The 12,592-nt window shown below is 67.6% G+C and carries 14 protein-coding genes and 2 tRNA genes; 6 read left to right on the top strand and 10 right to left on the bottom strand.

The window, feature by feature from the left end:
* Positions 1 to 21: 21 nt before the first annotated feature.
* Positions 22 to 732 carry a TetR/AcrR family transcriptional regulator gene (locus FV560_RS13860; protein ID WP_159622151.1) on the bottom strand — a complete coding sequence of 237 codons (711 nt, stop codon included), beginning with the start codon at positions 730 to 732 and terminating at the stop codon, positions 22 to 24.
* Positions 733 to 753: 21 nt separating this feature from the next.
* Between FV560_RS13860 and FV560_RS13855 the strand changes: the two genes are divergently transcribed.
* Complete coding sequence (locus FV560_RS13855; protein WP_159622150.1) at positions 754 to 1,680, top strand: CPBP family intramembrane glutamic endopeptidase; 927 nt, start codon at positions 754 to 756, stop codon at positions 1,678 to 1,680.
* Positions 1,681 to 1,700: 20 nt separating this feature from the next.
* Here the strand turns inward: FV560_RS13855 and FV560_RS13850 are convergent, their stop codons facing one another.
* Together FV560_RS13850 and FV560_RS13845 are read right to left on the bottom strand one after the other, a co-directional pair.
* Entirely contained in the window at positions 1,701 to 2,654 is a 954-nt protein-coding gene (locus tag FV560_RS13850) for an ATP-grasp domain-containing protein (RefSeq protein ID WP_159622149.1), read from the bottom strand.
* Between the two features lie 61 nt (positions 2,655 to 2,715).
* Positions 2,716 to 3,765, bottom strand: a complete 1,050-nt coding sequence (locus tag FV560_RS13845; RefSeq protein WP_159622148.1) for an aldo/keto reductase — start codon at positions 3,763 to 3,765, stop codon at positions 2,716 to 2,718.
* 286 nt (positions 3,766 to 4,051) lie between these two features.
* On the opposite strand from FV560_RS13845, the gene FV560_RS13840 reads away from it, so the two are divergent.
* Positions 4,052 to 5,038 carry a diacylglycerol/lipid kinase family protein gene (locus FV560_RS13840; RefSeq protein ID WP_159622147.1) on the top strand — a complete coding sequence of 329 codons (987 nt, stop codon included), beginning with the start codon at positions 4,052 to 4,054 and terminating at the stop codon, positions 5,036 to 5,038.
* A 103-nt stretch (positions 5,039 to 5,141) separates the two neighbouring features.
* On the opposite strand, the gene FV560_RS13835 is transcribed toward FV560_RS13840, so the two are convergent.
* Positions 5,142 to 5,214 (bottom strand) — tRNA-Lys (locus FV560_RS13835).
* Positions 5,215 to 5,324: 110 nt separating this feature from the next.
* Here FV560_RS13835 and FV560_RS13830 point away from each other — a divergent pair.
* A complete protein-coding gene (locus tag FV560_RS13830) occupies positions 5,325 to 5,801 on the top strand; it encodes a peroxiredoxin (protein ID WP_159622146.1) in 477 nt (158 codons plus the stop codon).
* A 37-nt stretch (positions 5,802 to 5,838) separates the two neighbouring features.
* Here FV560_RS13830 and FV560_RS13825 read toward each other — a convergent pair whose 3' ends face one another.
* From FV560_RS13825 to FV560_RS13800, 6 genes are all read right to left on the bottom strand, one after another.
* Entirely contained in the window at positions 5,839 to 6,708 is an 870-nt protein-coding gene (locus FV560_RS13825; RefSeq protein WP_159622145.1) for a MurR/RpiR family transcriptional regulator, read from the bottom strand.
* Complete coding sequence (gene phnE / locus FV560_RS13820; RefSeq protein ID WP_159622144.1) at positions 6,708 to 7,601, bottom strand: phosphonate ABC transporter, permease protein PhnE; 894 nt, start codon at positions 7,599 to 7,601, stop codon at positions 6,708 to 6,710. Before phnE (FV560_RS13820) ends, FV560_RS13825 begins: the two co-directional genes overlap by 1 nt.
* A complete protein-coding gene (gene phnE, locus FV560_RS13815; RefSeq protein ID WP_159622143.1) occupies positions 7,598 to 8,428 on the bottom strand; it encodes a phosphonate ABC transporter, permease protein PhnE in 831 nt (276 codons plus the stop codon). The genes phnE (FV560_RS13820) and phnE (FV560_RS13815) overlap by 4 nt, the downstream gene beginning before the upstream one ends.
* Positions 8,425 to 9,207 carry a phosphonate ABC transporter ATP-binding protein gene (gene phnC / locus FV560_RS13810; protein WP_159622142.1) on the bottom strand — a complete coding sequence of 261 codons (783 nt, stop codon included), beginning with the start codon at positions 9,205 to 9,207 and terminating at the stop codon, positions 8,425 to 8,427. Before phnC ends, phnE (FV560_RS13815) begins: the two co-directional genes overlap by 4 nt.
* Positions 9,208 to 9,277: 70 nt before the next feature.
* Complete coding sequence (gene phnD / locus FV560_RS13805; RefSeq protein ID WP_159622141.1) at positions 9,278 to 10,312, bottom strand: phosphate/phosphite/phosphonate ABC transporter substrate-binding protein; 1,035 nt, start codon at positions 10,310 to 10,312, stop codon at positions 9,278 to 9,280.
* 202 nt (positions 10,313 to 10,514) lie between these two features.
* Positions 10,515 to 11,225, bottom strand: coding sequence for an HAD family hydrolase (locus FV560_RS13800; RefSeq protein WP_159622140.1), 711 nt, complete (start codon positions 11,223 to 11,225; stop codon positions 10,515 to 10,517).
* 86 nt (positions 11,226 to 11,311) lie between these two features.
* Here FV560_RS13800 and FV560_RS13795 point away from each other — a divergent pair.
* The 3 genes from FV560_RS13795 to FV560_RS13785 all read left to right on the top strand — a co-directional run bounded on the left by FV560_RS13795 (position 11,312) and on the right by FV560_RS13785 (position 12,521).
* Positions 11,312 to 11,393: transfer RNA gene (locus FV560_RS13795), tRNA-Leu, on the top strand.
* A 172-nt stretch (positions 11,394 to 11,565) separates the two neighbouring features.
* Positions 11,566 to 12,105, top strand: a complete 540-nt coding sequence (locus FV560_RS13790) for a DUF4916 domain-containing protein (RefSeq protein ID WP_159622139.1) — start codon at positions 11,566 to 11,568, stop codon at positions 12,103 to 12,105.
* 83 nt (positions 12,106 to 12,188) lie between these two features.
* Entirely contained in the window at positions 12,189 to 12,521 is a 333-nt protein-coding gene (locus FV560_RS13785) for a DUF3054 domain-containing protein (protein ID WP_235020130.1), read from the top strand.
* Positions 12,522 to 12,592 lie beyond the last annotated feature (71 nt).

Raw genomic sequence — 12,592 nt, 5'->3', positions numbered from 1 at the left:
AGGATGCCTGACCTGGCACCCTCACCTGGCGCGATCCGGCCCGGCTACCTCACGGTGGCCGGGCCGATCCCCGTCGGCGGATGCCTCATGTGATGTCGTCTGGGCCGGCAGTCCGTGCCCGGACAGCAAAGCTCTGACCCCGCGAGCGAACTCCCCCGCGGGATCCCAGGGAAGGTCAGCCATCCGAGCGGTCAACGGGGCCGTCGACAGGTCGATATCGAACGGCTCGGGTTCCTGGTCGCGTTCACGATCGCCGATCTCCAGGAACAGGTAACCGTGCAGGAACACGGTGAGGGCGTAGATCAGGCTCCGGGCTCCCGCGAGGTCCAGTCCGCCGTCCCGGCACGTCTGTAGCAGCGCTTCGTTGAGCGCCACGGACGCGGGCCCTCGCACCGGGGTCGTGGCCAGGATGCGTAGCACCCCAGGATGGGCGAGCAGCGTGTGGCGCGCCTGCATCGCAAACGCGAGCAGCCGATCGGCAGGGGGACCTGCGCCTGCGGCGAGCGATTCCAGATCGATCCTGGCGAGACCACGGTCGGCGAGCCGCTGATGCAGCTCGGCCTTGGAGGAAACGTAGGTATAGAGGGCATTCGGGGCCACGTCCAGGAATGCGGCGACCGCCCGGATGCTCACACGATCTGGCACTCCGGTGGCCAGCAGCGCCTCGCCCGCATCCAGCACACGCTCGAGGTCGAGGTCACCGCGAGGGCCTCGGTTGCGGCGGTGTGGCATCGAAGAAGTATAGTCGTCCACATGGAGTCTGTACGGAGTACAAATAGCGACCTGATCCCTCTTCCTTGGCACCGTGCGGGGCCTCTGCCCAGCGAGGCGGTCCGCACGTTCGTCGGGTTCGTGATCGTCCTACTGCTCCTGACCGCAGCAGCGATGGCCCCGATCTGGTTCGGTGGCACCAGCACCGATCTGCTCGGCCCGCTCACACCCGTCCTGCAGTGGCTCCCGCTGGTGGTGATGCTCGGGGTGCACCTGATCACCCGGCGTGGCAGGTCGTTCCTGCGTCAGTCCGCCATCACACCGTTGCGACCGTTTGCCCCGATCGGGCGGGCCGGCCTGCTGGTGATCGTGGTGCTGGTGCTGGTGCCGGCGATCACCATCGCCGTCTCGGTCGGCGTCGGAGCGGAGGAACTCACGATTGCCGACGGCGCAGCCTCAACCGCCGCTCTGATCCTCCCGCTCGTCGTGGTCACCACGGTCATGACCATCGGCGAGGAGGTGGCCTGGCGCGGCTACCTCACCACGCTTCTGGCACCGTGGGGATTCTGGCGAGCGAGCACGGCGATCGCGGTGGTGTGGTCGCTGTGGCACCTCCCGCTGACCGCGACCTATCTCGTGGACGGCACCATCCCGGGCCGTGAAGTGCTGGCCACGACCGTGAACCTCTTCCTCGCCGCGTTCGTCCTCAGTGCGGTGCGGTATCTGTCGCACTCGGTGTGGCCGGCCGTGCTCGGGCATGCGCTCCTGAACACGGTGCTGGTGTACGCCTACGCGAACCTCATCATCCCCACCGCCGAACTCGACGACGGCGCGTACTGGTTGCACCACGCCGTCAGCTGGGTCGTATGGGCCGCCGCTATCACCGTGACCGTCGCGCTGGTGCGGCGGACTCGCCGAGGCACCGACTCGACCGACGAGGCCGGTGCTGACAACGAGACTGGCGCCTGAAACGCCGGCGAGTGTGCGGTTCAGGCGAGGTCGATATTGTTCGAGTCCGGACCCATCCGGATCTCCGCGGCGAGCGAGTCGGCGAAGCGGGCCATCGCGTCGCGACCCAGGGAGCAGTGCAGGGCGGGATCGATGAGTTCGAGCTCCATCACCACCGGGGTGCGTCCGGAAGGAATGAGGTCCACGCGGGCGTAGGGCAGCGGCCGGCTGGAGATGCTCCGGCCAGGGATCCGGGCACGGGCGAAGGCGAGCGCCCGCTGCGCCGCCTCGATCTCCGCGTGGGTGGCCTTGTAGGCCTCCATCTCCTCCACCTGGAAGGCATTCGGGTCGTCGATGCCGGTCAGCATGGCGTCTTTGCGCATCGCGTGCGAAAAGGTTCCGTGGAAGAACACCAGCGCAATCTCACCGTGTGAGTCCACCTCCGGCATGTACCGCTGCACCATCACGCTGTGGCCCGCCTCGATCATGTTCTTCGCATGCTCGATGGCGTACCGGCGGGAGTTCGCATCGGTGGCGGTGTAGCGCCCCGCCCCTTCCGATCCTGCTGCCACGGCGGGCTTGATCACGAAGTCCTCGCGTGCCGGGAACCGGTTGTGCAGGCCGCGCTTGTCATAGCCTGCCTCCGGCTCCAGCCAGGTGGTCTGGACGACGGGCAGCCCGTGGTCCTCCAGCGCCTGCAGGTAGTGCTTGTCGATGTTCCAGCGCACCACGTTCGGCGGGTTCACCAGGCGCGGCACGGAACCGGCCCACGAGAGGAACTTCTTGCGCTGGGAGGTGTAGTCCCACACCGAACGCAGCACCACGAGGTCGTAGACGGACCAGTCCACCTCGGGGTCATCCCACACGAGGACATCGGCAGATACCTCACGTGCGGCGAGTGCCTCGATCAACGGGGCATCCTCAGGATGCAGATCGGGCAGTGCGGAACAGGTCACGAGGGCGAGCCGTGCACCGGCGTCGGGTGAGGTGGTCACGATGAAACCGTACTAAACCTCGACCGGACGCCGGTGCCACTCTCCTGAGGAGCGCGGGTTCTCAGCGGCCGCCCTCGAGCTTGCGGTGCCGCTGGTTGACCCCGGGACCGCCGTAGGGGTAGTCCTCCGTCTCTGGCGCACTGGCCTCAGTGAGGCGAGCGAGGTCCTCGTCGGTCAGGTGCAGCTGCACGGCACCGAGGTTGTCGCGGAGCTGGTCGAGAGACCGCGCTCCGAGAATCACCGACGTGACGCCGGGCTGGGCGCTGAGCCATGCGAGCGCCACCTGCGACCGGCTCGATCCGTGAGCCGTGGCAATGTCCGTGACTGCGTCAAGAATCCGCCAGGTGCGCTCACTGTCGTTGCGCTTGCGCCACGCCTCCATCCCCCGCTCCGGGTTTTCACCGAGACGGGTCGCACCGGTCGGGGGGACGTCACGCTGGTACTTCCCACTGAGCCAGCCGCCACCCAGCGGAGACCAGGGCAGCAGGCCGATCCCGGCGTCGAGCGAGGCGGGTACGATCTCGTGCTCGATGCCGCGCACGAGCAGGCTGTACTGCGGCTGCAGAGTCGCCGGGAGGGCCCAGCCGTGCCGCTCAGCGAGGTGCACGGCCTTGGTGATTTGCCAACCGGTGAAGTTCGAGAACCCGTAGTAGCCGATCTTGCCGGCGGAGACGGCGTCGTCGAGGAATCGCAACGTCTCCTCCAGCGGCGTCAGGGCATCCCATGCGTGCAGCTGATACAGGTCGATATGGTCCACACCCAGGCGACGCAGCGAATCGTCCAGCGCAGTGCGCAGGTGACGGCGCGAGGTACCCAGGTCGTTCGGACCGGCCCCCATGGGGAACCTGCCCTTGGTGGCGATCACCACCTGCTGCGCTTGTGTGGGGTGGGCCGCGAGCCACCGTCCGATGATCTCTTCGCTGACGCCCTGACTGTAGACGTCGGCGGTGTCGAGGAAGTTGCCCCCGGCCTCGAGGTAGGCATCGATGAGGGCGTGCGAGGTCTCCTCGTCGGCCTCTTTGCCGAAGGTCATCGTCCCCAGCGCTTGTTCGAAGACGACGGCTCCGCTGCGGCCGAGGTTTCGGTAGGGAGAGGTGCCGGTGGCTGTCATGTGGAGGATCTCCTCGGGGGGCTCGGCGGTGAGGGCGCACTCGATCGGCGACGTCCCGGCGACCCGAAAGCACCGACCGGCACCCGCCGGCGCCGATCCTCACGATAGGACCGCAGGCGGTGACAGGTCCACCAGCACCTGCTCACGCTCAGATGGTTGACAAGGTTCGACTGCCCGGTCCCCCTCGGCCGTGATGGGATCATGATCACGACAACGTCGGTCCCGTGCCAGGCGAGCAGGCCCGCCAGAGCGGCACAGGTCGAGTCCCCGAAGGGGTGGTGTGCGCGTGCCAGGACAGAACTCCGAGGAGTACCTGCCGAGAGAGAAGCGCCGGGCGGTGCTGATCGTCAATCCCTTGAAGGTCGACGTGGCACGGTTGCGGTCGGCGGTCGCCGACGAGGAGCAGGCGGGCCGCTGGTGCCCCTCGGTGTGGCTCGAGACATCCGCCGACGATCCCGGACGTGACGTCGCGCGCGCCGCGCTGGAGCACGCCCCGACGGTCGTGATCGTGGTCGGCGGCGACGGTACCGTCCGCGCCGTCACCGAGGTCTTGCACTCGAGCGGAACACCCGTCGCAGTCGTCCCCACCGGAACAGGAAACCTCTTGGCCCGCAACCTCAGCCTGATGGGCAGCATCGAGGCGTCCGTGCACGCGGCGTTCACCGGCTCGGCACACGCGATCGATGTCGGCGTCGCCCGGCTCACGCACCCGGACGGCCGGGTGGGCACACACATGTTCCTCGTGATGACCGGCGTGGGCCTCGACGCGCGGATGGCGAACGACACCAACAGCAACCTGAAGAAGCGGATCGGCTGGCTCGCCTACACCGAGCCGATCAGCCGGTCGGTGCTCGGCAACGAACAGTTCGAGATGCGCTACCGGGTGGGCGACGCCGCAGAGCGCACAGTTCTTGCACACACCGTGATCGTCGGCAACTGCGGCACGCTCCCGGCCGGCATCCTCCTGCTGCCGGACGCCGAACCCGACGACGGGTTGCTCGACGTCATCCTGCTACGACCCAAAGGGTTCTGGCAGTGGCTCCGCGTGGCAGCCCGGCTCGGGATCGGCGGGATGCTCCACCACACGGAGGGCGGACGCGTCGTCCTGCGCGCGGCACCCGACCTGCGCGCCATGCAGTATGTGCGCGATCGCACGTTCACGGCCCGGTTCGACGAAGCGCAGCACATCCAGCTCGACGGAGACAGCTTCGGTCTGGTCTCTGCCGTGAGCATTTCGCTCCTGCCGGGCGCCCTCCTCGTCCAGCGCCCCTAGCGACGGATCGCGAGGCCGGGCCGACTGGGACTGACCACATGCACTGACGGCCTCGTGGGAACGGCGACGGCCCGCCAGCGTGGTGCTGACGGGCCGTCTGGGGTACACCCCCCGGGACTCGAACCCGGAACCCAGTGATTAAGAGTCACTTGCTCTGCCAATTGAGCTAGAGGTGCGAGCGCGACAGCAATACTAGCAGCGCTCGCACCGCCGATGCGAACCAAGAACACCGGCAGTGACGCACGCCACGTAGGGTGGAGCCGCACCCTAACCACGGAGGTCATCCATGCCGCGACTCGAGCCGGGCCAGGCCGCGCCCGACTTCACCTTGCCCACTGCCGACGGCGGTTCGTTCTCTCTCGCCGAGGCGCGCGATTCCGCCGAAAACGGCGTGATCGTGTACTTCTACCCCGCCGCCAGCACCCCGGGCTGCACCACGCAGGCGTGCGACTTCCGCGACTCGCTCGCATCGTTGACCGCGGCCGGCTATTCCGTCGTGGGCGTCTCACCGGACCCGGTCGATAAACTCAAGAAGTTCACCGATGACGAGTCCTTGACCTTCCCGTTGGTCAGTGACGTCGAGCACACCGCACTCGAGCCCTACGGGGCGTGGGGCGAGAAGAAGAACTACGGGCGGACCTATGTCGGCGCGATCCGTTCGACCGTCGTCGTCGGCAAAGACGGAACTGTCACGGAGGCTCAGTACAACGTGCGCGCCAAGGGGCACGTCGCCAAGCTTCGTCGCGATCTCGGAATCGACTGACCGGTCCCCGCCGACCGAGGCGGCAGGACCGGTCCCGTCAGGGCGGGTCCTGCAGGAACACCTCGCCGATCACGTCCAGCATCCGCGCCTGCGCGAGCCGGGCGCTCTCCGGGTCTGCCTGGATGAGCGCCCGGATCAGGGCATTGACCATGATCGTCTGACTCAGACGCGTGGTCCGGGTGATCTCGTCGCGGAACGAGGAAGAGCCCAGCCCCGAGACGAAACTTACCGTGGCGATCTCCGTCAACGGTGAGCCCGTGAACGCGGTGAACGCGATCAGCCCGGCCCCGGCATCTCTGGCAGCCCGCGCCGCCTGAACCGTGGGCCGAGTGCTCCCGGTCCCGCTGACCACGATGCACAGGTCCTGGGGGCCGAGAAGCCGGGCCCGCACTCCCTGTGCGACATGATCCATCGGCGCATCGGCACTGCGGCCGATCGCGTTGAGGCGCATCGCGGCTTCCATCGCCACCGGAGCAGACAGCCCGTTCCCGATCACGAGCACCGATTGAGCAGCCAGCAGCAGCTCCACACCTCGATGAACATCGTCACCATCGAGCAGCAGCGCGAGGTCGTCGGCTGCCCGGGCCACGTCCCGCACCACTGCCCGCACCACGCCGGCAGCGTCCTTGGGTTCTGTCTCGTCGACGGCGCGGGCGCTCAGGCCCACGTCCCGGGCCAGCAGGACCCGGAGCTGCGGGTACCCGGAGAATCCCAGGTGCTGCGCTGTCCGCACCACTGTCGCACGTGAGGTGTCCGCGGCATCTGCCACCTCCTGTGCGGAGGCTTCGATCGTCCACTCGGGGCGATCGATGAACACCTGGGCCACCCGCTGCTCGCTCGGGTGCAGGCCCGCGACGCCAGCACGGATCAGCGCCGGGACACTCCCCGGCTCTGGGTTACCGTTCATCACACCGCGACCCGCTCACGCACCTGCTTCGCCGCCGCCGGTGCGCCCGGTCCGGCGATGATGCGCTGCCGGACCTTCGCTGAGATCTGGTCCACAATCACGGTGACCACGATGATCACGACGAGCGTGAGGCCAATTCGGCCCCACTCCCGGGCGTTGAAGAGCTGGTCGAGGATCGAGCCGATGCCCCCGGCACCGACGATGCCGAGGATCGCCCCGGCGCGGATGTTGATCTCGAACCGGTAGAGCCAGAAGGCGACGATCTCGGGCAGCACCTGCGGCACGACTGCCCAGCGCAGCTGCTGCAGCTTCGACGCACCGGCCGCATCGAGCGCCTCCAGCGGCCCGCGGTCGATGCCCTCGATCGCCTCGCTGGAGAGCTTGCCGAGGGTGCCCACCGATCCCACCCCGAGCGCCATCGCGCCGGCGAGCGGCCCCAGGCCGAAGATCGGGATCATGAAGACCAGTGCCAGCACGATCTCCGGGACTGCGCGGATGATGTTGAGCACCTGCCGCGTCACGATGACCACCACGCGTGGTGCCGTGTTGCTCGCTGCGAGGAAAGAGACCGGGAAGGAGAGCACGGCGCCGATGAGCGTGCCGATCCAGGCCATCTGCAACGACTCGATCATGAGAGCCAGGCTCTTGGTCCAGTACTCGCTCCACGGCATCGTGAACGGGTTCTCGATCACTCCCTGACCCATGAGGGCGATGTACCGGGGCGCCTCGGTGAAGATATTCGCAAACCGGGACCAGTCGGCATTCACCTGCCAGATCGCGAACAGCACGATCAGGGCGCTGACCAGCAGCCAGACGGTGCTGCGCACCTTCGACGGCGGGCGTGGACGGGTGGTGGACTCCTGGGTAGGCGGGTGAGTCTTGCGTGCGCTCATGTCAGCCTCCGTCGCACGGCCCGGGAAGCTTGATCAAGGATGAACACCACGACGACGAGCGCGTAGACGACCGCCGCCAGGTCCTCGTGCTGGAGCCGGGAGACCAGAATGTTGATCACCGTACCGATACCGCCCGCACCGATCATGCCAAGCACGGCCGAGGCGCGGATGTTGATCTCAAAGACGTAGAAGCAGTACGAGAGGTAGTTCGGAGCCACCTGCGGGAGCACCGCGTACCGTCCACGCTGGAACCGGCTTCCACCGGCGGCCTCGACAGCCTCAATCGGCCCACGCTCCACCGCGTCAATGCTCTCGGACGTCAACTTGGCGACGATGCCGATATTGAACATGGTCAGCGCGAGTACACCCGAAAGTTGGGGATTCACCACGAACGCCACGAACAACAGACCCCAGGCCAGGTCCGGCAGCGAGCGGAGCACCGAGAGTACGAACTTGGTGATCCGGTACACCGGCGTGTTGGGTGCTGAGACCTTGGAGGCGAGCATCGCGCAGACCAGCGCGATCAGACAGCCCACCAGCGTGGCGATGATCGCGATGTAGAGGGTCTCCAGAAACCCTTCGCGAACTGCCGGCCGGGTCAGGATGGCCCAGTTGGGGTCGAAGTACCGGGCGACGATCTCCCGGCCGCGGTTGACGTCCTCCCACAGGGGCCGGAGTGTGAACTCGATCCCGATGGCAGCGTAGACACTGATCGCTGCGAAGACGAGCAGCCCGACGACCGTGCCGATCGACGGCGGCGGTTTGACCGGCCGGTCGGCGGGTGGCTGATCCGTCGGTGCCCGGTCGGTAGTGGCTGGCGTACTCATGCCACCGGACCCGCCTTTTTCTCCACCACATCTTCAGCGGTCAGGGAGCGTCCGTAGATGGACTCGAAGACGGCATCGTCGGCTTCGGCGCCAGTGCCGTCAAAGACCACCTTCCCGGCGCGCATGCCGATGATGCGGTCACCGTAACGTCGGGCCAGGTCCAGGAAGTGCAGATTCACTACGGTGGTGATACCGAGTTCGCGGTTGATGCGTTGCAGGTCCCGCATCACCGCATCTGCCGTCGGCGGATCCAGAGAGGCGACGGGTTCATCGGCGAGCATGATCCTCGGCTGCTGGGCGAGCCCACGGGCGATCGCGACCCGCTGCTGCTGACCGCCGGAGAGCTGAGAGGCGCGTACGTAGGCCTTCTCTAGGATGCCTACACGCTCCAGTGCGTCGAAGGCGACCTCCTTGTCTGCGCCCGAGAACCAGCCGAACATCGATCGCAGGAAACCCGCCGAGTGCAGCCGACCGGTCAGCACGTTGTTCATCACCGTCGTCCGATTCACCAGGTTGAACGACTGGAAGATCATCCCGACCTGGGAGCGCAGCCGACGCAACTGTCTCCGGTTGGCGGCCGCCACGGGCGCACCGTCCACCAACAGCTCACCGCCGGTGGCCGGCACGATGCCGTTGATGGTGCGCACCAGCGTGGACTTCCCGGCACCGGAGAGTCCGACCACCACGACGAACTGACCGTCCGGGATGGTGAGGTCGACGCCGTCGAGAGCCTTCGTGCCGTTCGGGTACGTGACGGACACGTCGCGGAACTCAATCATCTGATTCCTTCTCACGCGTGGGCGCGGGCGGGGTGCATGCACCCCGCCCGCGCCGAGAGCTAGCTGGCGGTCACAGGCCGGCGAAGTTCGCCTCGACCTGCCGGGCGGCGTCCAGAGCCTCCAGGTCGGCCTCCACGAGCCCCTCGATCGAGTACACCTCGTCGAAGGCGGTGGCCCCCTCCTCGGTCTCGATCACGGCGACCATCGCGTCGGCGATGCGCTGCTGCAGGTCCTCGGACAGGTCACCGGCGACGGCGACGCCGTCGTTCGGGATCTCGTCGGAGTAGGCGAAGACCGTCACCTCTTCACCGATCTGCGGGTTCTCCTCCACCACGTTGTCGCGGGCGTCGTCGAAGCTGACGCCCACTGCGTAGTCACCGCTGGCCACGTTGATGATCGAGTTCGGGTGACCGCCCGCAAACAGCGTGTTGAGCGCCAGCGGGTCCAGGCCTGCGACCCGCTCGAGCTGGGTCGCCGGGTAGTAGTAGCCGGATGCGGAGGACTCGTCGACCATCGAGATCTGCGTGTCCTGCTCGATGAGGGCCAGGGCATCCTCGCCGGCCGGGCCGGTCTCCGCCTCATCGGTGCCGTTGCAGAAGGTGTAGATCGCACCGTCCTCCTGCTCGACCTCCACCACCTCGTCCAGGCAGTAGGTGTCCGGGTCGTTGGTGAACCACTGGGTGTGATAGGTCGACGTGCCGTAGCGCACCGACTGCAGGACGATCTGGGCACCGGCCTGGTCGGCAGCCTGCACCAGAGCGATCGGTCCGAACATGCCGATATGGGCCTGACCGGTCTGCATCGCGGTCACCAGGCCGGCGTAGCTGTCGGTCACTGTGGTCGTCACGGGGATGCCGAGCTCGGCCTCGATCAGGGCGCCGAGCTGATCGGCGTCCTCCACCAGCGCATCCATGTCCTGGGACGGCACCAAGCCGAGCACGAGCTCCTCGGGGTCGGCCATGTCCTCGCCGGTCTCGTCACCGGCATCCTCGCCGCCGGTCTCCTCGGCGGTCGTCTCGTCATCGGCCGGTTCCTCGCTCGCACATGCCGTCAGAGCAAGCGCAGCCGCGGCGCCGATCGCCGCGAATCGCATCGCACGCTTCATCTTTCACCCTCGTAAGGTCAGGGTGCCGATCGGCACCATCGGTTGCCCCCGCAACGTCATTACGTCAGCCGCGGGCGCGGTGAACACGAGTTGCACGCTACTGAGGCAAAGGCGAACGCGCTAGGGATACAGGGTTGCAGTCCGGTAAACACTCACGGAACGATCGAGACTTTTCCGGCGCGGCGGCACCGGGGCGCACTGTTCAGGACGCCACGTCGTCAGCCCCGAGGTGCTCGCGAGCCCACGACGCGATCGCCGGCGCCAGTTCCTCGAATGTGGGCGCTGCAGCGGTACACGGCCCGTCTCCCCGCCCGAACCTGTCGATGAAGAATCCTGCCGAACCACGTCGCACGGCCGGCTCCACATCGTTGATCCACACATCGCCCACGCTCGCGAGCCGGCCCGGGCCGGCGAGCCCGGCAGCGAGTTCCTCAAGGATCCCGGGCATGGCCGCCGGCTTGCCGGCATCCGGCCACAGCCGGTCGATCAATGACCCGAGTCCCTGCCGTTCGATCCAGCTCTGCGCACCCACCGCTGGCGCGTTCGTGACCAGCACCACCTGCACCCCGTGGTGACGTACCTGGGTGAGGAGCTCCGCCACGCCGTCGGGCGGGTTGGTCTCACCTTCACCGTCATCGAGCCGGCGGCGGGAGGCGAGGTAGCCCTCGCCGAGCACCGAGGTCGGGACGCCGGCCGCGGTGGCCAGCGTCGCGACGGCGTGATAACCGTCGGGGGCATCGGGGACGTCGCGCACCCGGGCGAAGAACTCCCGGGTCTGGTCCACGAGGCCACGGGCCGCGTTGTGCCGGCGCTGGATCTCCTCGGCGTAGAAGAGCACCGGATCGTCACCGATGCACAGGGTCCCGTCGAAGTCGAGCACGAGGACGGCGGAGGGTCGGGATGCGAGCGTCACGGCACCCAGGCTAAAGGGTCGTCCGGGCGCGTCCGCACCGTGGGGTGCGCGACGGCACCCGGCCACGGTCTACGCTAGGGGCACGCGCGCGAGTGGCGTAACTGGCAGCCGCGCAGGATTTAGGTTCCTGTGCCTTCGGGCGTGCGGGTTCGAGTCCCGCCTCGCGCACTGTGACGAAGGAACCCTGCCCGAGCGGGACGAGGAGGAGCGAAGCGACGGCCCCTCGCGCACTGTGACGGACGAACCGATTGCTGTGGAAACCGACCGACCGGGTTCTGGTGCGTGAGATCCTGACACCAGCACAGTTCATCGAGAGTTCATCGACGGGGTACGGCACGTAATGAGCGAGACTGCGATCGAGACCGGCGACGGCTGGTTCGAGCCCGACGAGCTGGCGGCAGTTCGCCGCCGGTTACCCATTCTGTACGTCGACGTGGTCCCCGTGCGGGTCGACCCGGATGGTGTGATCCAGCAGATCGGGTTGCTCCTTCGTACCCCGCGCGACGGTGGCATCTCCCGCGCCCTCGTCTCCGGCCGGGTGATGCACCACGAGTTGATCCGCGACGCACTTGCCCGTCACCTCGACAAGGACCTCGGCCCGATGGCACTCCCCCGGCTACCGGTGACGCTTACGCCGTTCACCGTGGCCGAGTATTTTCCCACCCCGGGAATCACCGCGTACCACGATCCACGCCAGCACGCCGTCGCGCTGGCCTACATCGTCCCTGTGGACGGCGACTGCAGCCCCCAGCAGGATGCCCTCGACATCGGCTGGTTCACGCCTGAGGAGGCGGTCTCCCCGATGGTGCAAGCAGACATGGTGGACGGGCACGGGGCCCTGGTGCGCACCGCACTCGCGACCGTTGGGCGGCTGGTCTGAGCGAGTGCCCCCGCCCGACGGCGCCAGCTCCCTCCCGACCGAGCGGTCACCGCTGGTGGGCCATCGCCAGTGACGTGCTGGCCGTGCTGGTGTTCGTGATTGCTGGGCGCGGCACCCACCACGACGCCGGGGTCCTGCTGGGAACGCTCGGAACAGCTTGGCCGTTCTTGGTCGCTCTCGCCGCGGGCTGGCTGGTGTCCCGGGCATGGCGCCACCCGTACCAGGTGTGGCCGACGGGCGCGTTGATCTGGCTCATCACAGCGGCCGGTGGACTCGCGCTGCGCGGACTCACCGGAGGCGGCCTCTCCGGCGCCTTCCCCCTGGTGGCTCTCCTGACCCTCGGGGCCCTGCTGCTCGGGTGGCGGGCCGCCGTCGTGCTCTGGCGCCAGGTGCGCAGCCGCACGAGGGTGGCTTGAGTGCCGATTCTCGCGTGGTGGATTCATACGGTCGTTGCGACAAGTGGTGATCGTGGGAGGTCGTGATGGCT

The organism is Ruania rhizosphaerae, assembly GCF_009805705.1.
Classification (GTDB): Bacteria; Actinomycetota; Actinomycetes; order Actinomycetales; family Beutenbergiaceae; genus Ruania; species Ruania rhizosphaerae.
The sequence above is the reverse complement of the archived record's forward strand: the minus strand, read 5'-3'. Positions and strand labels throughout refer to the sequence as shown.

Bases quoted from the DNA above. Each gene is read 5' to 3' on its own strand.
- FV560_RS13860 (WP_159622151.1), bottom strand. From the start codon at position 732: ATGCCACACCGCCGCAACCGAGGCCCTCGCGGTGACCTCGACCTCGAG.
- FV560_RS13855 (WP_159622150.1), top strand. From the start codon at position 754: ATGGAGTCTGTACGGAGTACAAATAGCGACCTGATCCCTCTTCCTTGG.
- FV560_RS13845 (WP_159622148.1), bottom strand. From the start codon at position 3,765: ATGACAGCCACCGGCACCTCTCCCTACCGAAACCTCGGCCGCAGCGGA.
- FV560_RS13830 (WP_159622146.1), top strand. From the start codon at position 5,325: ATGCCGCGACTCGAGCCGGGCCAGGCCGCGCCCGACTTCACCTTGCCC.
- FV560_RS13825 (WP_159622145.1), bottom strand. From the start codon at position 6,708: ATGAACGGTAACCCAGAGCCGGGGAGTGTCCCGGCGCTGATCCGTGCT.
- phnE (WP_159622144.1), bottom strand. From the start codon at position 7,601: ATGAGCGCACGCAAGACTCACCCGCCTACCCAGGAGTCCACCACCCGT.
- phnE (WP_159622143.1), bottom strand. From the start codon at position 8,428: ATGAGTACGCCAGCCACTACCGACCGGGCACCGACGGATCAGCCACCC.
- phnC (WP_159622142.1), bottom strand. From the start codon at position 9,207: ATGATTGAGTTCCGCGACGTGTCCGTCACGTACCCGAACGGCACGAAG.
- phnD (WP_159622141.1), bottom strand. From the start codon at position 10,312: ATGAAGCGTGCGATGCGATTCGCGGCGATCGGCGCCGCGGCTGCGCTT.
- FV560_RS13790 (WP_159622139.1), top strand. From the start codon at position 11,566: ATGAGCGAGACTGCGATCGAGACCGGCGACGGCTGGTTCGAGCCCGAC.